This window comes from Endozoicomonas sp. ALB115, from assembly GCF_049310245.1.
Taxonomy (GTDB): Bacteria; Pseudomonadota; Gammaproteobacteria; order Pseudomonadales; family Endozoicomonadaceae; genus Endozoicomonas.
The window spans coordinates 117,043-140,592 of the sequence record NZ_JBLYZG010000009.1; the positions used below are offsets into that span (position 1 = coordinate 117,043).

General features: G+C 50.9%; 11 protein-coding genes. 4 read left to right on the plus strand and 7 right to left on the minus strand.

All coding sequences use genetic code 11. The annotated features are described in order from the left end of the window. Position 1: 1 nt before the first annotated feature. The 4 genes from ACO6VE_RS06560 to gcvA form a co-directional block, all read right to left on the minus strand. Entirely contained in the window at positions 2–2,605 is a 2,604-nt protein-coding gene (locus ACO6VE_RS06560; protein ID WP_422460409.1) for an ankyrin repeat domain-containing protein, read from the minus strand. Positions 2,606–2,609: 4 nt separating this feature from the next. Then, entirely contained in the window at positions 2,610–4,931 is a 2,322-nt protein-coding gene (locus ACO6VE_RS06565) for an ankyrin repeat domain-containing protein (protein WP_422460411.1), read from the minus strand. Between the two features lie 343 nt (positions 4,932–5,274). After that, positions 5,275–7,773: a CoA transferase gene (locus ACO6VE_RS06570; protein ID WP_422460413.1), complete on the minus strand. Its 2,499-nt coding sequence runs from the start codon at positions 7,771–7,773 to the stop codon at positions 5,275–5,277. Between the two features lie 239 nt (positions 7,774–8,012). Beyond that, the gene (gene gcvA, locus ACO6VE_RS06575) at positions 8,013–8,918 is read right to left on the minus strand and encodes a transcriptional regulator GcvA (RefSeq protein ID WP_422460415.1); all 906 of its coding nucleotides are present in this window, start codon (positions 8,916–8,918) and stop codon (positions 8,013–8,015) included. Positions 8,919–9,773: 855 nt separating this feature from the next. Here gcvA and ACO6VE_RS06580 point away from each other — a divergent pair. The 4 genes from ACO6VE_RS06580 (at position 9,774) to ACO6VE_RS06595 (ending at position 15,392) form a co-directional block, all read left to right on the plus strand. Further along, positions 9,774–11,426: a BCCT family transporter gene (locus tag ACO6VE_RS06580; RefSeq protein WP_422449997.1), complete on the plus strand. Its 1,653-nt coding sequence runs from the start codon at positions 9,774–9,776 to the stop codon at positions 11,424–11,426. A 216-nt stretch (positions 11,427–11,642) separates the two neighbouring features. Then, positions 11,643–13,139 carry a CoA-acylating methylmalonate-semialdehyde dehydrogenase gene (locus ACO6VE_RS06585; protein ID WP_422449996.1) on the plus strand — a complete coding sequence of 499 codons (1,497 nt, stop codon included), beginning with the start codon at positions 11,643–11,645 and terminating at the stop codon, positions 13,137–13,139. 228 nt (positions 13,140–13,367) lie between these two features. Continuing rightward, positions 13,368–14,279, plus strand: a complete 912-nt coding sequence (locus ACO6VE_RS06590; protein WP_422460417.1) for a BadF/BadG/BcrA/BcrD ATPase family protein — start codon at positions 13,368–13,370, stop codon at positions 14,277–14,279. 138 nt (positions 14,280–14,417) lie between these two features. After that, positions 14,418–15,392 (plus strand): hypothetical protein, encoded by a 975-nt coding sequence (locus ACO6VE_RS06595; RefSeq protein WP_422460419.1) that lies wholly within the window; start codon positions 14,418–14,420, stop codon positions 15,390–15,392. A 375-nt stretch (positions 15,393–15,767) separates the two neighbouring features. Here ACO6VE_RS06595 and hisD read toward each other — a convergent pair whose 3' ends face one another. From hisD to ACO6VE_RS06610, 3 genes are all read right to left on the minus strand, one after another. Beyond that, complete coding sequence (gene hisD / locus ACO6VE_RS06600; protein WP_422460421.1) at positions 15,768–17,096, minus strand: histidinol dehydrogenase; 1,329 nt, start codon at positions 17,094–17,096, stop codon at positions 15,768–15,770. Beyond that, positions 17,093–17,749 (minus strand): ATP phosphoribosyltransferase, encoded by a 657-nt coding sequence (hisG, locus tag ACO6VE_RS06605; RefSeq protein WP_422460423.1) that lies wholly within the window; start codon positions 17,747–17,749, stop codon positions 17,093–17,095. The genes hisD and hisG overlap by 4 nt, the downstream gene beginning before the upstream one ends. A 518-nt stretch (positions 17,750–18,267) precedes the next feature. Further along, positions 18,268–23,535: a hypothetical protein gene (locus ACO6VE_RS06610; RefSeq protein WP_422460425.1), complete on the minus strand. Its 5,268-nt coding sequence runs from the start codon at positions 23,533–23,535 to the stop codon at positions 18,268–18,270. Positions 23,536–23,550 lie beyond the last annotated feature (15 nt).

The following is a 23,550-nucleotide window of genomic DNA, read 5'->3' on the forward strand; positions in this document are numbered from 1 at the left end:
GTTAAAACGTCAGTGGGTTAGAAACAAATTTTTTCAACGTATTTGGCAACGGCAAACGTTGAGTTACCAGTGACAGCGGTTTTGCCCGAGTTTTTTTCAGAGTCATCTGCGGCTGCACCCGGGTTGCAAGAATACAGTTTCGGGCACAAACTTTCGTCGCCCCGGGTTTAAAGGGCTCACGCAGGGCATCAATGATGCGAGGAGGTGAACCTGTAACTACGGCAATCTGCAGGGCGGTCTGGCCTGACTGGTTGCGAATATTGGGATTGGCTCCATGGGCCAGCAGCTTGTCAACACAGCTTGCGTTGCTTTTCTCTATCGCCAGATGCAGCGGGGTATCGCCCTTTTTGCTCGCCTTGTTGGGATTGGTACCGTAAGCAAGGAGCATATCCACAATGTCGTCTGTGTATTGCTTACTTAATGCCATGCAAAGTGAGTTACTCCACCCGCAGCTGGAGGTGTCGCCGGGCGTATCAGGATTGGCACCGTGAGCCAGCAAATCGTCAACCATGTTGGTGCGCTCGTTAAAAACGGCATGGTCCAGCGCGGTACTACCCTCATTATCAGGAATATTGGGATCGGCACCTTCGCCCAGCAGAGTGTTAACGGCCAAAAGTGAAAGTGAAAATACGTCACCAATGACGGCATTGCACAGCGGGGTGCGTCCCATACTATTACGGGCATTAATATCAACACCGTGATCCAGCAGGCACTTCAGGAGCATGACGGTCTGATAGCCTGGTTCCGATGTGGCCCAGTGCAGCGCCGTCCAATTAGCGAGGTCATGGACTTGCGGGTCAGCCCCGTGATCCAGCAAGGCCTTGCAGACCTCATAACTGCCTTTTTTGGCAGCCAGAAGCAGAGGTATGTTCGCTTCATCAGTCAACGGATCGATAGTGGCGATATTGGGGTCAATCCCTCTGTCCAGCAGTGTCTTGAGACATTTGTGCACTCTGTATGAGTCCCTGAACCAAAAAAGCGGGTAGCGGCCTTGCTGGTCGCAGAGATTGGGATTGATTCCCTGCTCCTCCAGCAGGTTCAGCAGGTCGTTGAGGGCTGACAGATCACCTTTCCTACCTTCCCTGATTGCTGCAGCCAGTCGATCGCCCAAATCAACCAAATCGAGATCAGACGTCGATGGATGTATGCTTCCGTTGCCCGGGGAAGCCACCGCACGTGCTGAAATATTTTCTGCGCTGACAACAGGTTGCTGGAGAGAGGGTACTGCCCGTGCGTGGGAACCCTCGGCCGTTTCCTGCGGATTGACAGAGTCATCCCAGGGAAATAAACATTGTCTGATGCTTGAGTACATTTCTTTAAAAGTCAGTGGGTTGGACACAAATTTCTTCAAGGGTTCTGACAACAGCAGGTGTTGAGATGCTATTAACAGCGGTTTTGCCCGGTTTTTTTTCGGGATCATCCGAGGCCGCATCAGGGTTGTACGAATACAGTTTCGGGCACAAATCTGCAGCGACCCGGGTTTAAAGGGCTCACGCAGGGCATCAATGATGCGAGATGGTGCCCCTGCAACGACGGCAACCTCCAGGGCGGTCTGGCCTGACTGGTTGCGAATATTGGGATTGGCTCCATGGGCCAGCAGCTTGTCAACACAGCTTGCGTTGCTTTTCTCTATCGCCAGATGCAGCGGGGTATCGCCCTTTTTGCTCGCCTTGTTGGGGTTGGCACCGTAAGCAAGGAGCATATCCACAATGTCGTCTGTGTATTGCATACTTAATGCTATGCACAGTGCGTTGCTCCACCCGTAGCTGTGGATGGCACCGGGCGTATCAGGATTGGCACCGTGAGCCAGCAAGTCGTCGACCATGTTGGTGTACCCTTTAGAGACTGCATAGTCTAGCGCGGTACTACCGTCATTATCAGGAATATTGGGATCGGCACCTTCGCTCAGCAGGGTGTTAACGACCGGAAGTTCGCCGCGAAGGATGGCAGTGCACAGCGGGGTGTGTCCCCGATTATTACGGGCATTAATATCGACACCGTGATCCAGCAGGCACTTCAGGAGCATGACGCTTTGTATCTTGTATTCCCATGTGGCCCAGTGCAGCGCCGTCCAATTTGCGCCATCACGGGCTTGCGGATCAGCTCCGTATTCCAGCAAGACCTTGCTGACCTCATAACTGCCTTTACGGGCGGCACAAAGTAGAGGTATGTTCTTTTTTTCATTCCACTGATCAATGTTGCAAAGATTGGGGTTCGCCCCCCTGTCCAGCAGGGTCTTGAGAATTCTGTTATCTTCGCCCACGGCACTGGCCCAATAAAGCGGGTAGTAGCCTTGCCGGTCGCAGAGATCGGGGTCAATCCCCAGATCCTGCACCAGATTCAGCAGGTTATTGACGGCTGGCAGGTCTTGTTCCAGGATTGCCAGTGCCAGTTGATTGCCCAAGCCCCGCAAATCGACATCAGACGTCAGTGGATGTAAGCTCCCGTTGCCGGGGGATGCCACCGCTCGTGCTGAAATATTTTCTGCACTGGCAACGGGTTGCTGGAGAGAAGGTAATGGCTGTGCTTGGGAACCCTCGGCCGTTTCCTCCGGATTGCCAGTGTCATCCCGGGAAGATGAACATTGTCTGATGCTTGAGAACATTTCGTTAAAACGTCAGTGGGTTAGAAACAAATTTTTTCAACGTATTTGGCAACGGCAAACGTTGAGTTACCAGTGACAGCGGTTTTGCCCGAGTTTTTTTCAGAGTCATCTGCGGCTGCACCCGGGTTGCAAGAATACAGTTTCGGGCACAAACTTTCGTCGCCCCGGGTTTAAAGGGCTCACGCAGGGCATCAGTGATGTGTACAGATGCCCCTGTAGCGAGGGCAGCCTCCAGGGCGGTCTGGCCTGACTGGTTGCGAATATCAGGATTGGCACCATGAGCCAGCAAGTCGTCGACCATGTTGGCGCACCTGTTAAAGACTGCATAGTCCAGTGCGGTTTTACCATCTTTATCAGGAATATTAGGATCGGCACCTTCGCCCAGCAGGATGTTAACGTTCATAAGTTCCTTACGAAGGACCGCAATGCACAGCGGGGTGTGCCCATCATGATTACGGGCATTAATATCGGCACCGTGATCCAGCAGGCACTTCAGGAGCATGACTTTCTGTTCGCTAAATCGCCGTGCGGCAAAGTGCAGCACCGTCCACCCACAGTCATGGGCTTGCAGATCAGCCCCGTGGTCCAGCAAGGCCTTGCTGATCACATAACTGCCATCTTCGGCGGCCAGAAGCAGAGGTATGTACTCTCTATTAGTCAATGGGTCGAAAGTGGCGAAATTGGGGTCAACCCCCCTGGTCAGCAGGGTCTTGATGACATTTGCCACTCTGTTGAATCGGTCACTGATACCATAGAGCGGGTGGTGGCCTTGCCGGTCACAGAGATTGGGGTCAATCCCCCGCTCCTCCAGCAGGTCCAGCAGGTTGTCCACGATTTCCCGGTCACCATCACTGGTTGCTGCTACCAGTTGATCAACCAAATCAAGATCAGACGTCGATGGATGCATGCTCCCGTTGCCTGGGGAAGCAACCCCATGTGCTGAAATATTTTCTGCGCTGGCAAAAGGTTGCTGGAGAGAAGTTACTGGCTGTGTGTGGGGATCCCCGGCCGTTTCCTCCGGATTGGCGGCGTCAGGTGAACATTGTCTGATGCTTGAGTCCATTTCTGTCAAAGGATCTGCTGACGGCAGGTGTTGAGATTCTTTTGACAGCGGTTTTATCCGGTTTTTTTTCTGGGTCATCCGGGGCCGCATCAGGGTTGCACGAATACAGCGTCGGGCACAAAACTGCAGCGACCCCGGTTTAAAGGGCTCACGCAGGGCATCAATGATGCGCGGAGGTGACCCTGTAACGAGGGCAGCCTCTAGGGCGGTCTGGCCTGACTGGTTGCGAATATTGGGATTGGCACCATGGGCCAGCAGCTTGTCAACACCGGTTGCGTTGCTTTTCTCTATCGCCAGATGCAGCGGGGTATCGCCCTCTTTGCTCGCCCTGTTGGGGTTGGCACCGTAAGCAAGGAGCATATCCACAATGTCGTCTCTGTATTGCTTACTTAATGCCATGCACAGTGCGTTGCTTCTCCCATCGCTGTCGATGCCGCCGGGCGTATCAGGATTGGCACCATGAGCCAGCAAGTCGTCAACCATATTGGTGCTCATGCCCAAGACTGCACTGTCTAGCGCGGTACGACCGTAATTATCAGGAATATTGGGATCGGCACCTTCGCTCAGCAGGATGTTAACGGCCAGAAGAGTGTCACGAATGACGGCATTGAGCAGCGGGGTGCGTCCCATACTATTACGGGCATTAATATCAGCACCGTGATCCAGCAGGCACTTCATGAGCATGATGCTCTGTTTGCCGAAGTTCCGTGTGGCCCAGTGCAGTGCCGTCCAATCAGAGCCGTCACGGGCTTGCGGATCAGCTCCGTATTCCAGCAAGACCTTGCTGACCTCATAACTGCCGCTTTCGGCGGCACAAAGCAGAGGTATGTTCTTTCTTCCATTCCACGGGTCAATGTTGCAGAGATTGGGGTTCGTTCCCCTGTCCAGCAGGGTCTTGAGAATTCTGTCAGCGCTGCCCCAGCGACTGGCCCAATAAAGCGGATAGTAGCCTTGCCGGTCGCAGAGATTGGGGTCAATCCCCAGATCCTGCACCAGGTTCAGCAGGTCGTTGACGGCTGCCAGATCTCGCTTCCTGATTGCCGCTGCCAGTTGATCGCCCAGGCCCCGCAAATCGAAATCAGACGTCAGTGGACGTAAGATCCCGTTATCTGGGGAAGCCACCCCACGTGCTGAACTATTTTCTGCGCTGGCAACAGGTTGCTGGATAGCAGGCGATGGCTGTGCATTGGAACTCCCGGTCCCTTCCTCCGGATTATCAGTATCATCCCAGGGTAATAAACACTGTCTGATATCTGGGCTCATGTCTGTCCGTCGCTGGAAAGTCCCAAAGGGGGAGGTTGATACCTGCCTTTTCGTTACTGAATCCAGGAGCCTGTCCGAGAATAGACTGCCCTACTGCGGTGGCAGCAAATTGGTCTAAAAAGTCGGAAATTTTTAGCAAATAGAACCACTATTCACTAAAAATTTCCGACTTTTTATCCTCAATTTTCTGCCATCCTCGCTACGGGCGCTATTCTCGGACAGGCTCCTAGCGTTTCATCATTTTAAGAGACAAATGACGAATAGAGGCTAGTTCAAAAGGCCCGTTGTGCAAGCCTGTTGCCTGTGTTTTGTTCTGGTGACAATACCGGGCAGGCGTTCATTCTTAACTCGGCAAGTACTCTTTCCCCCAGCCAGTACCGATAACTTTGTCGTTTAGCATGGTGGCAATTTGTTCATTGGTATAACCAAGACCCGCAACAATCTCGGTAGTCGAATGGCCTAATCGCTCGGTTGGTGTTTGCGCAATAATCTGTGCCCGTGAAGGCCTGATTGAGTAGTGATCAATAATAGTCACTGCATGTCCACTGGGATGATCGCGGTAGCTGGAAAACGCATAACTGCCAAGGTCAATTCCCACTTTGCCATCGGCAGGGCGAGTGTAACGCTCCCGAAGCTCGGCGATCCCCACTGAGCGCACCGCTGCAATATCCTGTTCCCGCAGCGCCTGCGCCCAATGATCGGCGCTTTCCCGGGAGAGAACCTCGGTCAAAAAGGCCTTCTTATTTTTTGCTTCACTAATGCCAGCAAGGCCCGGAACGCGTTCCAGCTTGATCAACTCCTGCTCGCTGGCATCAATAAATAAATTGCCGTCTTTCGTTGCGTAAAAATGCGATAAATCGTGATTACCCAAGGCCTCTCGCCCGGATGCTTCATCAAACGGAGCTCGCCCCTGATAATCGTAGGCAAATTTAATTTGTGCCAGATTGGTTGCCGCAGATAACGAAGTACACGCCCGGCTATGCCGCCCGGTGTGCATTTTGTGATAAAGGCTTAAGGCCATCCCCAAACCGCCCACAAAACCACAATTAACATCCAAAGTACCCAGGTGTGCGTGTTCTTCTGGCGTTTGTGGTCCACCAAAACGACTCATAATGCCGCTATTTGCCTGAATAATGTCGTCGTAGCCTATGTAGTCTGTTTTGGGTCCACGGGTTGGTCCTCCCAGGCAGTCTAAACGACAGAATAACACGCCCGGATTAACGGCCTGTAAGCTGGCTTCGTCAAGCCCCAGAGGCGCTATCTGGCGCTCGGGGGCATTAATTAACACCAGGTCAACGGATCGAATTAGCTGGTGAAAAATATCCCGTCCCTGTTCAGTATTGATATCAACCAACGCACTCTTTTTGCCAATATTGGCTTGAAAACTGTACACGGTGCCAATCAGTGGATCATACAATGGTGTCACCGGATCCAATTTGATCACCTCGGCACCAAAGCGACTTAAAAAGGCAGCAGAATGGGGGCCGGCAATGACATTGGTTAAGTCGAGTATTTTCACCCCTGCCAACCAGGCCTGGCGGTTGTCCGGTGCCGCAACCGCGCCAGTGGGCCGGGGCGTTGCTTTAACCTCTGAAAGCTCAGCCAGTGCTGCCTCAAAATCAACCGTGACTCTGGCCCTTGGCTGTAACATTTGTTCGGCCGATTCTTCCAGCCAGACCATAGGCCCCGGTTGTTTCATCATTCCGTATTCAGGATCATCCACTTCAACGATCAATCCCGCCTGCGCACAGTGGTCACTGTTCACCCATTCCTGAGTGGTGCGATGCGGTGCCCCCGGAATTTGCCCTTCACCAAAGATAACCCCCCACTCTTCTGAGGTTTTGGTTAAAAACACCCGCTTCATTTTGGCCGAGATAATATCAGCCCACTTCTTCGGCAGTGGATAAACGCCAATGGAGGTTTCGTCATCCCACTCATCAACCGGTAAATGCAGATTGTGCACCTCAGGTAAGCCTTCGGCCAACAACTCATCATATAAGCCCGTCACCTGTAAACAGCGTTTGGCATGATTGCGATGGGATGGACAAACGACGTAGAAAAAGCGACCGTCTTTGCATTGGTAAGTGCGATAAAAGGGATCCAGATACTCTTGTAAATCGTCGTAGCTAACATCCATCGGCAGATTGTTTTCCTTGCGATGGCTGATTTCATGCTCGCGCATGGTCAGGTAGCGTTTGGGCAAATCTTCAATAACGATGGAGTTGTACGACAACCCTTCCATTAAGGCAGCGACAATCGGCACTTCAATATGATCACCAACACCGAGTTTTTCCCGGGCGAACAGTGCCATCACCACCGAGCTGGCCGCCAGCGTTGTCGCATAGGCTGAGCACAATGACAAAGGAGAAAAACTGGGATCCACGCCCATCAACACCCGGTTAAAGCCCATATCGGTGAAAGCACCAGAGTTAGCGGCAACAATAGCCTCTGTTGCTTTCCACTGACTGCGCAATTGATCATTACTGGCGTAGCCCGGCATGGAAATTGTGATCAGCTCAGGACGTGCTTGCCGCAACTGCGCAAAATCAATTCCCAGGCGCTTTAAGACTCCGGGACGAAAACTTTCCAAAACAATATCGGCGTGATCAATTAAGGTTAACGCCTGTACCAGACCCTGATCGGATTTCAGATCAATAGTTACCGTGGTTTTGTTCCGATTCAAAACAGCATTGGCAGGGCTCTGCCATTGTGGCCCGGTTGGTGGATCAATATGAATCACCGTTGCCCCCAGGTCAGCCAGAATCATGGCGACTGCAGGCCCGGCTATTTGCTGGCCAAAATCAATAACCCGAATACCGATTAATGGTAGATTTGCTTTCATACTCAATGTGTTTTCTCACTCTATTTAATTAGTAGTTCTGACTTTCAATCTCCAGCGTAAAAACGTGAAAAGTAATAATTTTGTTTATCATAAAAGTCGTTATTAATTAATTAGCCCATTTGAAAACTGAGTAGTTACCTTTCAAATTTATTAAACACTGACATAGTAAACGCTTGACAAAAAGTGACCAGCAATAAAAACATTACCTTTGATCTTAATTTTTTTATAGCAGCCAGACATCATGTTTTGACCGGTTGAGCCTCACTGAGTAACCAGGTACGAAATGCCTCGATATCCTGATGTTTAACATTAGAGCTGGGGTAAACGAGATAAAAAGCTTCATCGGTTGGAATTTTAGTTTTAAACGGGGTAACCAACTTACCCGAATCAATAAGATCCTTTACCAGGCTGGTGCGACCAAGCGCAATACCCTCCCCCAATACCGCCAACTCCAATGCCGATACCAACGTGTCCATATAAAAGCCCTGGCAGGTCTTCATATCCTTATAATTGGCCTGGCAGAGCCAGTGCCCCCAACCTTCTTCATAGCCCATCACGTGCAGCAACAAATGCTCAGAGAGATCAAAGGTGTCTTCATCAATCGGGTATTTTGCCAGGTAGTCGGGACTGCACACAGGAAAGAGCTCATCCCAGGTTAACCGGTCGCTGGTCATCCCCTGCCAATGACCCTTGCCGTAACGAATTTCCAGATCGCTGTCCTGGCTGCTTTCCCGCTCAACTTCATTCACCCAGATATTGCTGGTCAAACGCAGGTTAGTATCCGGGTATTGCCTTCTAAAATTTTTCAGCCTCGGCGCTAACCACTTAATAAAAAACACCATATTCACTTTAATGGTCAGCAGGCTCGTTCGACCATGGCCAAAGATCTCTTCCGTAGCAACGGTCAGGCGTTCAACAGAATCGTGGACAGCGGGTAGATAGGCAGCCCCGGCATCGGTCAGCTCCAGTCCCCTTGGCAACCGGCGAAACAATAAACAACCCAACTGGCTCTCCAGCCCCTTGACCTGCTGGCTCACGGCAGCCTGAGTCAGGTTTAACTCGTTAGCCGCATGAGTAAAACTCAGGTGCCGGGCGGAGGCCTCAAACGCCCTGATCCAGTTTAAGGGCGGCAGTCGTTTTTTCATAAGAACACCGTATAAGTGCCTGAGCATTTGAAATCATATTGCAAACTGACCAGATCAAAGGGAAGTTAACGACTTAAACAAATGTTTAATTATTATTTCAAGATTTTTAGCTTTGTTTTTAAGTAGCTGGCCATATGGAATCACATATTTCTGGCTACTTGGGCAGGTGCTATGCGAGGCACAACGGAGGGAGCATAGCCGTAGCTATGTGACCGGAGTTGTAACGAAGCAGAGTGCCTGAACAAGGAGTCAGAAATATATGATTTCATATGGTTAGCTACTTAATATTACATAACTTAATAAACAGCACTTACAAATTATTTTATACCTTTGCCATAAGTTTTATTGATTGTCTTCAAACCGAAAGCTGCTCAAAATCATGCCATGTCGTAAAAGTCGCTAGTACGCAAAAACAGGTACATGAGGAAATATTACTTCCTGTCGTCTAACCTGATCTCTATGTTTATATCACTTCCCGAAGACTTACCATCCAGCCTGCCTGAGTATATTGCTCAACGGCAGGACCAGAATGTTCAGCTGCATGAGCGGTTGCCCGGCAACAGGCCCGGATTGAACAACTCGATAACGCTCCCAACCACCATGCCCTCCTGTTTGTGCAGAAGAGGTGATTGCGCATGAAGACATTCCCGAGGGATCCACCCGTTACGGTCGGGAGCCCAGCTCCGATCAGGCGATGGAAATTAAGGTTAAGACCATTCAAAAGCAGTCAGGAAAGAACGGTTCAGTGTTCCGGATGACCCGACCTTACCCCTGCACAATAACCCTTGCGCCAGTCAGTGCAGGCGTTTTTGAGTACTTACCCGTGCGTCCAGGTTTACCGAGCGGAGCGATACTATGAACAGCCCGAAATCAGGAACCGGTATTTTCGCCAATACCCATCCCGTGATGAGCAGAGGCTCGGCGATCGTCATTGTCGCCTTTGTCCTTTTTACGATCATTGCCCCGGCATATGCTAATAGCCTCTATGAAGCCGCCAAGCGCTTTATCGCCACAAGTCTGGCCTGGTATTACACTCTCCTGATGAGCTTCTTTTTACTCCTGGCCATATACACAGCGTTCAGTCGCTTTGGCCGCATTAAGTTAGGCCATGACCACGACAAACCCGAATACGGCTTCTTTTCCTGGTTCTCGATGCTGTTCAGTGCAGGTATTGGTATCGGCATCCTGTTCTGGAGTATTGCCGAGCCAATTTACCACTTGCAAAGCAATCCTTTTATTGCTGAAGGGCAGACAAAAACCGTGGCAGCCGCACAGGTAGCGATGCGCTTCAGTATCTTTCACTGGGGCTTACACGGTTGGGCACTATTTGCGATTACGGGTATGGCATTAGCTTATTTCACCTACCGCAAAGGCCTGCCATTATCGATCCGCTCTGGCTTGTACCCGACCTTTGGCAACAAAATATACGGCCCGATTGGCCACATGGCGGACTTGCTGGCGGTTTTCGGTACTGTATTTGGTATCGCCACCTCGTTAGGACTTGGCGCACAGCAGATGAACGCAGGTATTAGCTATCTGTCTGGTATCAATATCAGCCCGGCCAACCAGGTGATCATTATTACGCTCATTACCGGATTGGCAACGCTCTCAACGTTAAGAGGCCTGGACAAAGGCCTGAAAAAAGTCAGCGAATTAAACATGCGCCTTACCGCATTAATGCTCACCTTCTTTATTGTTCTGGGGCCAACTGCTTATTTACTGGGAGCCTTTGTCACTAACCTGGGTGATTACATGACACATGCCGTCGGGCTCGGTTTTTGGGTTGACCCGGATCCCAAAAGCCAATGGCAGAGTTGTTGGACCCTGTTTTATTGGGGCTGGTGGATCGCCTGGGCACCCTTTGTCGGCATTTTTATTGCCCGTATCTCTAAAGGCCGTACCGTCAAAGAGTTTATTCTGGGAGTCTTGATCGCCCCAACGTTACTGGCAACCTTTTGGATCACTGCGTTTGGTAATACGGCTATTTTTATTGAACTCTTTGGTTCAGGCGGGGTCACAGAGGCCATAAATAAAGACATTACTACGGCTTTGTTTGTCACCATGGAGTTAATGGACCTTGGTACGGTTGTTGTGGGAATCGGTGCCATTATCTGCATAGTCATGCTGGTGACTTACTTTATCACTTCTGCTGACTCGGCAACCCTGGTTATTTGTACGTTAGTATCTATGGGAGAACAAAAACCTCCACCCAAGTTGCGGATGTTCTGGGGCTTACTCATTGGTGCGGTTGCCGGTGTATTATTAATTGCCGGAGGCTTAAAAGCGTTACAAACCGCCTCTATTGTTGCGGCACTGCCCTATTCAATTGTGCTGGCGCTTACTACCTGGGGCTTGTATAAGGCTTTTCGCGAGGAACCCAATATTGACATGCCATACTCAGTCACCCCTGGCGATACTCCACTGCCACCGGAATACGGTCAAAGCTATGCGCTCAAGCGCAGTAAGCAGGAAACAGCGGAGTGTCTGGCGACTAATCAAAATGTTTAGTGCATCATTTCGATGAGTTTGATGTGTACAATCTCCGTTTGCCCGACAATGGCAGAACAAGCCCTGGCCTCAGGCTCACCGGGCAATAACCCAAGAGTACCAGGCACAGAAGAACTCGTGAGCATGTACCAGGCACTATGGGATTAGCACAATGCTCAAGCACTCATAAATCAACTGTGCCTGAGTGCTAAAAATATCAGCCCCGGGAGGACATCAATGAATACCATTGGTCATTTTATCAACGGTGAAATGGTCTACGATAATGAACGCACCCAGGCAGTGTATAACCCCGCAACAGGCCAGGCAGAAAAACAAGTCGCGCTGGCTTCCGTCGCTACCGTTGAAGAAGCGATCACCAGGGCTGAAGCCGCTTATCCAGCATGGCGCAATACCCCGGCAATAAAGCGCGCCCGTGTCATGTTCAAGTTTAAAGAATTACTGGAACAAAACGCTGAAAAAATTTGCCAGCTTATTGGTCAGGAGCACGGCAAAATTTCACACGACGCTGCGGGTGAATTACAACGCGGTATTGAAAATGTCGAATACGCCTGTGGTATCCCTGAATTGTTAAAAGGTGAACACAGCAAAAACGTTGGCCCGAATATCGACGCCTGGAGTGAATTCCAGCCACTGGGCGTGGTCGCGGGTATCACCCCGTTTAACTTCCCGGTTATGGTGCCACTGTGGATGTTCCCAATGGCCATTGCCTGTGGCAACTGCTTTGTTCTAAAACCGTCTGAGCGCGATCCCGGTGCCACCATGCTGATCGCTGAACTATTACAGCAGGCGGGATTACCTGACGGCGTTCTGAATGTGGTGAACGGTGATAAAGTTGCGGTGGACACTTTACTAAACGACGCGCGTATTAAAGCGGTCAGTTTTGTTGGCTCAACCCCCATTGCCGAATACATCTACCAAACCGCCAATAACAATGGCAAGCGATGCCAGGCGCTTGGCGCTGCCAAAAACCACGCCATTGTGATGCCAGATGCCGATATGGATAACGCCGTAAACCAGTTACTCGGTGCCGCCTTTGGCTCCTCTGGTCAGCGCTGTATGGCGCTATCCGTGGCAGTAGCGGTTGGCGATCAGACCGCCGATGCATTAGTGGCAAAAATGGCTGAGGCCATGAAAAGCCTGAAAGTTGGTGCCTGCACCGATAGCAGCAACGACTTTGGCCCGGTTATTACCGGTGCTCATCGCGACAAGGTGGTCAGCTACATCAGTCATGCCGAAAGCCAGGGGGCAAGCATCGTCGTTGATGGCCGCACCCCGAACGTCGATGGCTACCCCGATGGCTTCTTTGTTGGCGGCACCCTGATTGACCGGGTAACACCGGAAATGACCAGCTACCAGGAAGAAATCTTTGGTCCGGTACTGCAAGTTGTCCGCGTTAACACCATGCAAGAAGCGATGGACTTGATCGATGCCCACGAATACGGCAACGGTACCTGTATTTTTACCCGCGACGGCGAAGCAGCCCGTTACTTTTCTGATCACATCCAGGTGGGCATGGTCGGCATTAACATACCGCTACCAGTACCTGTTGCTTACCACAGCTTTGGTGGCTGGAAGCGCTCGCTGTTTGGTGACTTGCACGCCTACGGCCCTGACTCCGTGCGTTTTTACACCAGGCGCAAGACCATTACTCAACGCTGGCCTTCTGCCGGTATCCGCGAAGGTGCTCAATTCTCGATGCCAACAATGAAGTAATAGATAAGTAGTTAACCAAATGAAATCATATATTTCTGACTAAGTTGTCAGTCACTCTGCGGCGTTGCAACTCCGGTTACATAGCTACGGCTATGCTCCCTACGTTGCGCCTTGCATAGCAACTGCCCACTTAGCCAGAAATATACGATTCCATTTGGCCAACTACTTAGCACGCCCGGGCAGTATGGGTGTTACCCTATTCGATCACCGTTGCCCGCAGGAGCAAATATGGCATCCGCACTCTTAACCAACAGTGCTGTAAACACGACTGACCACAAACTGCCACTCCTTCTCGGTGTAGACGGCGGTGGCACTTCATGCCGGGCACGTATCGCCGATCTTGACGGCAATATCCTGGGGGAAGGATTCTCAGGCAGCGCAAACCCCCGGACCGGGCTTGATTCAGCCTGCAATACCATCATGCAGGCCACCCGTGCAGCGATGGCTCAAGCGGGCCTGGAAGAGAACGACTTCGGACGTATGTATGCCGGTCTTGGCCTGGCCGGTGTCAATCAGCAGAAAGAACGTGATCTGGTTCTGGGTTGGGGCTTTCCGTTTGCCGGTATTTTCCTGGAAACCGACGCATTCGCCGCTTGCATGGGTGCCTTTAATGGCAGGGATGGCGCGATCCTGATCCTGGGCACGGGCTCCTGTGGTGCCAGCCTGATTGATGGTGAAGTGAAAACCCTTGGCGGCTGGGGCTTTCCAATCTCGGATCATGGCAGTGGTGCCAGCCTGGGCCTTGCGGCGATTCGTTACTCCCTGCTGGCCCACGAAGGCATGAAAGAACAGACACCGTTAAGCCTGGCCATCATGGCAACGTTTGACCACAGTCCTGAACAGGCCGTTGCCTGGCAGGACAGCGCACTCCCCAGAGACTACGGATCTTACGGACCGCTGGTGATTGAACATTTAAGCAAGGGCGATCAACTGGCGGAACAGTTAATTCGGGAAAGCGCTGAAGATGCCGCCATGATGATCCGGGTACTTCATCAGCGTGGCGCTAACCAGTGCGCATTGGTTGGAGGGCTGAGTGAGTTCGTTATGCCCTGGTTGCCAGAAGATGTCGCTGCCATTGCCACCTTGCCACAGGGTGATGCCATGCACGGTGCTCTGTTGATGGCTATGAAACTCTTCTGAAAAACGTTCGGCTTCCATCGGGAAGCCGAATACTCTGGGAACTTAATTTTAGAAAAAAGGTCAGAATTAACACAAAGGGTCAAGAACCATTAATCAAAATGGATCTTGTGTTTTTTTTCAAAATAATGGTTTCAGACTATGCAGAGTGTAAATAGTGGTGATGTTTCAAAAATCACTTACAATCCTCCCCACCAGGAAAACAAAAATCAAAAAATTGATAATATTGATAATAAAGTTTCGCAGAGGGAAAGTGAAACTAACAATCCCATTACTCACAGAACATGTAATACAGCAGGGGATGTAGCTGCATCAAGTTCTGTACAGGCTGCCAGGGCCCTGCCCGATTTGCCATCAATCCACCTGACAAAAAAATTTTACCGGCCCTTAGATAAAAAACCTCTTGAGTTTGGCTGTGAACAACTTATTACACACCGAGACTTCAGGGAATTACTTTCCAAAAATATGAATGTTTATGCAGTACTGACAGATGATTCTCGGGGTGAAGGAGCTGTCAACATTATGGCTATCGGGAAACCAAAATTCAAAGTAAACGAACTGAAGAAAAACTTCTATACAACTGCTTTTCAATATATCCCAACATTAAAAGAAACACCTTGCAGTTCTGATATGATTGGTTTTTTACTTCGTACACCTCGTTGGATTGTCCATCATTTCTACGGGAATCTGAAAATAAAGTCCGCTAATTCCGGGATAATGAATCCGATTGAACAGTCAATCTTTCAAAAATTAAAACCAAAATATGAGGCGGGAGGTATTCACACTCATTTTATTGTTACTCACAAAGATTACCTGAAGGATATCTCTCCACAGGAAGCAAGATTTATTTTTGAGCAAATCTTTGACGAATCTTTCGAAGAGTTAAAAACAATGAAAGAAGATTCAGATCCCGTTGTTAATAATCTGAACCCAAAAGCAACAATTGACGACCTTCCAGAAATCATACGCATTTATGAAGATAAAAACTCTCTGAAAAGGTATAACCCTTGGTGTTTAAATTATCTTGATAAAGCATTACTCAGTAAGGTTAAATGGTTACCTGAATCCGCGAGTACACAACACACAGGGCAGAACTTTTCCTGTAAAATTCTTTGAGGCTCTTTTCGAATTCCAGACTGCTATGCAACCAGCATTTTGACTAAGGGCTGAAGCCTCTTGGGATATTCCCCTGTGAGGCCTTAGCCACAAGCGTAGAAGTGACCACCCCCCCCTCCATCGTATTAACATGCACGGGTTTGGTAAATACCGTCTTTGTCATCATTACGAGCATATTCACCTATGAAATATCCGGGCTTGGCGACCCCGTAGCGAGGGCGGCAGAAAATTGAGGATAAAAATTCGGTTTTGTGAGGTGAATAGCGGGGCTATTTGCCGAACAAAAGCGGATTTTTAGACCAATTTGCTGTCGCCACACGACTGCATGGATGCAGGAGCTAGAGCAACGCAGGAGCAGTTGCCGTGTAGGGCAGTCTATTCTCGGACAGCCTCGTGGTTAATACGATACTCTGCAGAACGTGCGTGTGCCGTCAGCGATTCCCCCCTGGCCAGAACAGAAGCCACTTTCCCCATTTCCGACGCGCCGTCAGCAGAAAACTGAATCACGGAAGAGCGTTTCTGGAAGTCATACACCCCCAAAGGTGAAGAGAAGCGTGCGGTTCCTGATGTGGGCAATACATGGTTCGGACCCGCGCAGTAATCACCCAGGGCTTCTGCCGTATATCGGCCCATAAAAATAGCACCGGCATGGCGTATCTCTGGCAGCCAGTTTTCGGGTTCTTCAACCGACAGTTCAAGGTGTTCCGGTGCGATGCGATTTACCAGTTCACAGGCCGCCGCCAGGTCAGGTACGGCAATCAGGGCTCCGCGCTTATTAAGCGACGCTGCGATAATATCCTGCCGTTCCATGGTTGGCAGCAATCGGTTCATGCTCTCCTGCACCTGCGCCAGAAAAGCCCGGTCCGGTGAGATCAGAATTGCCTGGGCATCTTCATCGTGTTCCGCCTGGGAGAACAGGTCCATGGCGATCCAGTCGGGGTTACTGTGGCCATCACAAACCACCAGTATTTCTGACGGGCCGGCAATCATATCGATACCCACCTGACCAAACACTTCCCGCTTGGCGGTAGCGACATAAATATTGCCGGGACCGACAATCTTGTCCACCTTCGGGATCGTTTCCGTGCCATAGGCCAGTGCCGCCACCGCCTGGGCACCACCGATGGTAAATACACGACTGACCCCGGCAACAGCGGCCGCCGCCAGTACCAGTTCATTCAGCTCACCGTCTGGTGCGGGAACCACCATCACCACCTCAGGCACCCCGGCAACCGAGGCTGGTATGGCATTCATTAGTACCGATGAAGGATAGGATGCACGGCCACCGGGCACGTAAAGTCCCACTCGATCCATCGGGGTCACCTGCTGGCCAAGCAATGTGCCGTCGCTCTCGCGGTAATTCCAGGAGCTTTGCTGTTGATGCTGATGGTAGTCACGAATCCGCTTTGCGGCGGTTTCCAGCGCTGCCCGCTGCTCAGGCTGAATGCTGTTCAGCGCCAGCTGCAAGCGCTCAGCATCGAGAGTCAGCTCATCCATACTAGAGACCTGACGTCGATCAAAACGACAAGTGCAGGACATCACAGCCTGATCTTTCTGGCTGCACACCTGAGCAATAATTTCTTTCACCTGCTGCTGGACACTGTCGTTTGAAACAGACTCCCAGGCCAACAGGGCATCAAGCTGGGCTGAAAACGCCGGACTGCTGAAATCCAGCTGAACCGGGGTTACGACTTCCGACGTCATGCTGATTCCTCAACTGCATTGGTTTCTGCAATGGTTCTGGACAGTTGGTCCAGTAGCTGACCAATCACTTTGTACTTCACTTTCATGGATGCCCTGTTGACCACCATTCTGGAACTGATTTCAGCAATCAGCTCCTGAGGCTCCAGGCCATTGGCCCGCAGGGTGTTCCCGGTATCCACCACATCAATAATGATATCCGCCAAGCCAACCAGCGGAGCCAGTTCCATGGAACCATAGAGTTTAATGATATCCGCCTGAATTCCCTGAGAGGCATAGTACTGCTTGGCAATATTGACAAATTTCGTCGCCACCTTAAGTCGGCCAGAAGATGGTACTGCGCCAACCTTCCCCGCAGTCATCAATTTGCACCGGGCAATGTTCAAGTCCAGCGGTTCATATAACTCAGAGGAGCCGTGTTCCATCAGCACATCCTTGCCAGCAACGCCCATATCGGCGGCACCGTACTCAACATAGGTTGGCACATCGCTGGCACGGACAATCAGCAGGTTTACATGGGGATGCGTGGTACCAATCACCAGTTTGCGACTTTTATCCGGATCCTCCGCAGGCTCAATACCCGCAGTTTTCAATAGAGGGAGAGTCTCTTTCAGGATGCGCCCCTTGGACAGCGCGATAGTGATCTGGCTCGACATACTTCTCTCAGGCTTCCTTACTTATCATGCGTTGTTAAAATGGTGAAGGTAGAAGAACTGCACAGTTAAGAATTAATGAATTGTTATTTACAGGTACCCTTTTTCCAGAGAGTATCACTGGTCTGGATAATAACATAGATATAGGGAAAGGTACGTAGAAAGGCACTAATACAAAGCTGGCATGTGTTGTTTACATGGGCCTGCTCTTCCTGGAAGCATACTAGGGCCTGTTGACGTTTCGTTGCGTGCTCAGCGTATCAGGGCGCTCCTATGACGAGGCGCGGCATTGCAGGAAGGCTGGTTGCCTTTCAAAATGCCGCAACGAAGTCATAGGGGCGCCCTGATACGCCCGAAGGGTGGCTCAGAAAGGCGCCATCTGCTTTGTCAGACTTGCTTGGCGTAGAATAACTACGCGCTGCACAAGTCTTTCGCGCATCTGACGCCTTTCTGAGCCAGACTGCGCGTCCCGCTGAGCACGCAACGAAACGTCAACAGGCCCTGGCTATTTATCTACTCGGTCAGCCTCCCAGGGCCGGAAAGTCCTCCGAAAGCTTCGGATTTGCCGGGGCATTAAGCCGACGTTTTGACCTGTCCATCTCTTTTATACGACCAACAGGCAATACACCCTGCGAAGAGTGCGGCAACGGATTTGCCCGGGAATTGACCGGCAAATCCTGCTTTACAGGAGCCCCTGTTCCGAACATCTTATTGGCAAAATCAAAGTCCCGGGCCATCATCAACCGGATGTCATCGGGCACATCCATGTCACCGACCAGCTTACGTACCGTCCCTACCACCTCTTCAGTAAACTTTTGTTCGGGCTGTTTTTCAGTGCCGGGACTGTAGATACTGCCATCAGGATTACTCTGACTGTTCTGCCAGAATTCCTGCAAGCGCTGGAATTGATAACTCTGGTAAATCGGCTCCAGCACTTTGCCATCCTCCGGGTTAGCCAGCCAGGAGCTGGTGGGTGTGGTAGAGATCAGATGCAACAGGTAGGGCTGTCCCGCTGATTCAGTGGTAACTCCGGATCTGTTCACCAGTTGCACCGCTCTTTCCGGAAGTGCTTCCACCAGGTTGGCAACCAGGAATAACAGACGGGACAGATCCTGCGGTCCAGTTGCATTTCCCTTCACACGATTAACCAGCAAAACCAGACTTTCCAATGGAATCTTCCTGGCCAGAATGGAGTGAGACGGAGCATTACCCAGCCGGAATTCTTTGACCACCTGATCAATGACCTTACCAAGCAGGATAAGATGATATTTTGGATTTTCATCGATTGATACCGTCCGCAGCGCACTCAGCAGCTCTTCATGGGTATCACTGTGAATGGACAAAGGACAGGGGTTAAATAAGCCATTAATAAATCGCAGGGCATTAAATGACCCAATTCCCCTTTCACCTTCCAAGGCAGGTGTATAGGGAGCGCCTTTGAACGACATCGGTATTGCAACAGGTACGGTGAAAAATTGCAGAATGCGATTGGCCGTTTTGGCTAACCAGCGGGTAATCGGGTTTGACCTTTCTTCAGAGAATAGCGTTAACTTTAACTTGATAACCGCCTTGCCATCATCTGCCAAAGTGAGTCCGGGATTGTAGGCCTTAAGCGTATTTTTAAACATGGCTTTACATACCTTACCGAAACGGCCGGCATGAACACGGATTGATTCAATATCATCCAGAGTTCCTGTGGTATTGTTAATAGCAACTTTGGCATCGACTTTAATAGGCCCGCCAATCAGCCACCCGGCAAAACGACTCAACCGGTCGGGCTTCAGCAGTGTTGTTACATCAGCGTAGCCATTGCGATGTCGGTCAAGGTGAATATCCGCCTCGACATGATCAACCAGGCCATGGCCTGCCAGATTCACTTTTACTGATTCAATGGTTGGATGTCCATCCTGCGGCCCGGCACTGATATCGATGTAAGGTCTTGGAGCATACTTATGTATGTTAAGAGAGAGTTTCAGGTTGCTAAGGCCAAAACTGAGAATATCTTCTCCGGGGCCGTCCAGAATATTGTCGTGAAACTCACCCGTAATTTGATCAACATTGAAATCAATATGATCTGGTGTAAATGTCTCCAGCAGACTCCTGGCTAAATCGGCAGGGCTCATCGCAGGGGCAGCTGCTAATAGAGCGGCTTTGTACAACTTGCTTTTTTCCGGTAATTGATAGGAAATGGTGACTCCGGTCACTTCGATATCAACATCAACCTGATTTTCATTCTCAAATATCAGATCCATTTTGCGAATCTGAATAGAGCCATCCTTCATTTTCGTCAGGTAAGCCTGAATATTCTTAAACACCCGACCATCAATGATGACCCGGTCAATCTTCACCGGTTCATTGAGGTTTCCGCAAAAACTCTCATAGGTTTCCGTCGTCTGCATCAGGAAACATAAAATTTTCGGGAGCTCCCTGGCCACACAGCTTTTTGGTTGAACCTGCAAAACGCCAGACGTAATCTTACCCGGATCAAAGCGGTGGGCAAAAGCTGCCGCCAGTTCTGCTGCCAACTTATTGAAGTCAATGTCCTGTGCTTTATTTCGTGCCAGCAGTAATGCTTTATCCTGAACCGCCTGACGTACGGAAGGCATAACCTCCTCCACGGTTTTATCAATCAGGGGATTCACCAGAGATGAGATGTCGGCACCATGATCCCGGACCCAACCAGAACACCAGTTACCCGTGTAAGTCATAGCCCGGGTCAACACCTGATCAATAATGGGGGTCAGGTAAGGCGTCATATCATCAACTGCACGTTTACATTCTGTCTCTCCCTCTTTTCCAGCAACCTGCTTTGCCACAGCATCGACAACAACCCGGGTAACCGTTGTGCGAATCTGGTCGGTAAATACTCCAACGAAATGGTGTAAATTAGCGTCGTTACTCAACCAGAGAGCAATATTTTGAATAATATCCGCCTGAGCCTGCCTGAGTGTTTCGGCCATCGCCTTCTTTATTGGCTCGATAACCTCTAACTCAACCCCTTGTTGATGACGGATAATCCATTCCCCCCCATTAGCCATCATATGCGTTAACATTTTATCAATGGCTTTATGCAGCTCCGGTGTCGCTGCCAGGGCATTGGCTTTGATCCATTTTTCCATGCTTTCCCGGATAAAACCCTGGCCATGATTCAGGGCCTTATCGATAGCACCATCAATATGCGGCATTAATAATGCCTCCAGGTCCATTGGTGCTGGAGCTCCGACATTCACATTCTTCAAAAGCGCCTCAATTGCGTTCTGGATGCCATCTGCATTGTTATAAACGGCAGTAGCCATACCCTCAATCGCATCGGCAACCGCCTGGCCTAAATAGTTAGCCGTAAGACTTTGCACATGGAGGTTGACGGCTTCGGTAATGCCAGCCGCATTGCCATCGGATGGTTCTGCAAGCGTCCCGATACCGTATTCAGTCCCGGCACTCACCGCTTCCTTAACCATTCGCTGAACATGGGGAAGAACGATTGGGAAAATAGACATTCTGGAGCTATCTGCGTCGTTCCCGGATTTCAACCGCAGATTGTCTGCCCATGCCTTACGACGGAAGATATCAGCGCCTTGAGTAATCACTTCCGTAATGCCCTTGCTCAGGTCGGGTATCAGGTCATCCATCACTTGAGACTGACGAGAGTGGCCGTCTTTCTCAGTGGCTGTATTCACCCCTTGAGCAGGTGCTATTGTTTCAGCAGCCCTGCGCAGGGTAGCGACTACGTCACCCTTATCCTGCTGACTATCGTTGACCGCAGAGCGCAGAGTCGCCAGCCGATCATGCAGGATGGATTCCAGCTCCGGGGCCGCCTGTTGCATCATTGCCCGAACATGGACTTCCACATCGTGCCGGAGCACCGTTCTATGCTGACGTATCCAGCCTGACAGTTGATCCACACCGTAACCGGCCAGTTGTTCCAGTACCTGTCCCCTGTTGAGTTGATTCTGCAGGAAAGGAAGCACTGCATCCCTGAGAGTCCGGGACTGTGATGTCTGCTGTACGCTCTCTGCGACCAGGCCGGAAGTACCCGTCACTGTCGGTACAACCAGGCCATTCAATCTGCGCACAAGAATATCCAGCAATTTCTGCCGGTTCGGCTGCTGTTCTGTCGTGGTATCTTCTTTAGCCAGCCAGCCAAGCACACCGTCAATGACCGCCTGCTGGGTCACCACCGCCTGCTCGGTAATGGCATCAATCACCCTGGGGACGACCACCTCATTATCAGCAAACAGACCGGTTGCCAGTACGTCCAGCCACCTGGTGCCATCAGCGATCCCCTGCAATGTCAGGTCACTGGCCATTGCTTTCACACTGTCGTAAGGCAGACCTTCCAGAACCGCTTCCAGCTGGTCTGCACCGCTGTGCAGCATCTCGGCCAGGCCTGTTTTCAGCATGTCATCAACTTCGGTGCCAATAGTCGTACGTTGACCCGAAGCTACCTGCCCGACAGTTTGCGGCTTCTGTGTCGAAGCGGGCAAATGCACTTTATCCGGGCTAGCCGGTACCAGTGCTTGTTCAGCTGCCTTCTTTACGTCACTCACAGTTTGTTGTTGCCAGGCAGCAGACAACAGCTTTTCGGTGATACTTTCGACAACGTTTGTCGTAAGGAATGGTGATACGACGCCGGTCAGTTTAGCGATGCTATCCCCGGACAGCACAACACCGTTGCTCTGGTGGTTGCCAGACGGCATGCCATGGTGTTTGGCAACAAACCCGGCACCTTCTTGAACGGCGACCTTGATAACCTTGCCAAAGCTGTCAGACAGAATTGACCTGGCCACTTCCAGTTGTTTTGTTTCATCGATGGTCAGCTTGATTAAATCGCCGACCATTTCGCTGGCCTGCTCTGCTGCGGCGTGACGGGCATCATGCCAGTGGTTCTGCTGTTTTTGATGGTTAGTTGTCGTTTTCTTCACACTGGTGACAGCAACATCTCCGGCCCTTTCCTTTGGCTTCTGCGCTTTTGCCGCCTGGCGCAGGTCAGCCACTACGTCGTGCTTATTCTCTGAACGCTTTCTCATTGCGGCGGCCAGTGCTTGCAGTCTTGCGTGCAGGAGCCCTTCCAGTTCCGGTACGGCTTTGTCCATGCTTGCCCGGGTCAGTACTTTTACATCCTCTGCAAGGTCGTCCTTATGCTTGCTGACGCTGTTTACCAGCGCATCGACTCCGTAAGTGGCCAGCCGTTCCAGTACCTGACCTTTCTGAACCTGGTCCTGTACGAACGGCATTACGGCGTTTCTGAGTGCGGTGGATTCTGATGCCTGGTTTCCAAGTGCCGCTGCTTCGCCCGTCACGCCGGTCAGCAGTGGTTCTACCAGAGTATTCCCACGGCGAACCAGAATCTCCTTTACGACTTCCAGGTTTTGCTGTCCCGATGCCTGATCCACGGTTGATAACCAGCCAAGCCCGTGAGTCGCCAGGGTCTGCACCAGCGACTCTGCCTGTTCGGTTAACTTATCAACTACCCTGGACACGACCCGGGCATCACCGGCAAACAGGCCGTTCACCAGCTCACCTACCCAGATGGCACCATCGTGTATCCCTTGCCGGGTCAATTCCCCAAGCACCGCTTCGGCAGTAGTGTATGGGTGTTTTTGCAGAAGTGATTCCACCTGATCGGCCACCGCGTTGACCATACCGGCAAGCCCTTCACCCAGCATTCGGTCAACTTCACGGGCTATCATCGTGGCTGAGTCTGCGGTTTCCACCTCGGCAGTGATCTCGGTAACAGTTGCTGTTTTCCAGTCTGCGGATTGCAACCGGTCACTCAGCAGTTCAACCATTAATTCAACCGTGGC

Coding starts and splice junctions, on each gene's coding strand:
- ACO6VE_RS06565 (WP_422460411.1), bottom strand. CDS start 4,931: ATGAGCCCAGATATCAGACAGTGTTTATTACCCTGGGATGATACTGAT.
- gcvA (WP_422460415.1), bottom strand. CDS start 8,918: ATGAAAAAACGACTGCCGCCCTTAAACTGGATCAGGGCGTTTGAGGCC.
- ACO6VE_RS06595 (WP_422460419.1), top strand. CDS start 14,418: ATGCAGAGTGTAAATAGTGGTGATGTTTCAAAAATCACTTACAATCCT.
- ACO6VE_RS06585 (WP_422449996.1), top strand. CDS start 11,643: ATGAATACCATTGGTCATTTTATCAACGGTGAAATGGTCTACGATAAT.
- ACO6VE_RS06560 (WP_422460409.1), bottom strand. CDS start 2,605: ATGTTCTCAAGCATCAGACAATGTTCATCTTCCCGGGATGACACTGGC.
- ACO6VE_RS06570 (WP_422460413.1), bottom strand. CDS start 7,773: ATGAAAGCAAATCTACCATTAATCGGTATTCGGGTTATTGATTTTGGC.
- hisG (WP_422460423.1), bottom strand. CDS start 17,749: ATGTCGAGCCAGATCACTATCGCGCTGTCCAAGGGGCGCATCCTGAAA.
- ACO6VE_RS06610 (WP_422460425.1), bottom strand. CDS start 23,535: ATGGTTGAACTGCTGAGTGACCGGTTGCAATCCGCAGACTGGAAAACA.
- ACO6VE_RS06580 (WP_422449997.1), top strand. CDS start 9,774: ATGAACAGCCCGAAATCAGGAACCGGTATTTTCGCCAATACCCATCCC.
- hisD (WP_422460421.1), bottom strand. CDS start 17,096: ATGACGTCGGAAGTCGTAACCCCGGTTCAGCTGGATTTCAGCAGTCCG.
- ACO6VE_RS06590 (WP_422460417.1), top strand. CDS start 13,368: ATGGCATCCGCACTCTTAACCAACAGTGCTGTAAACACGACTGACCAC.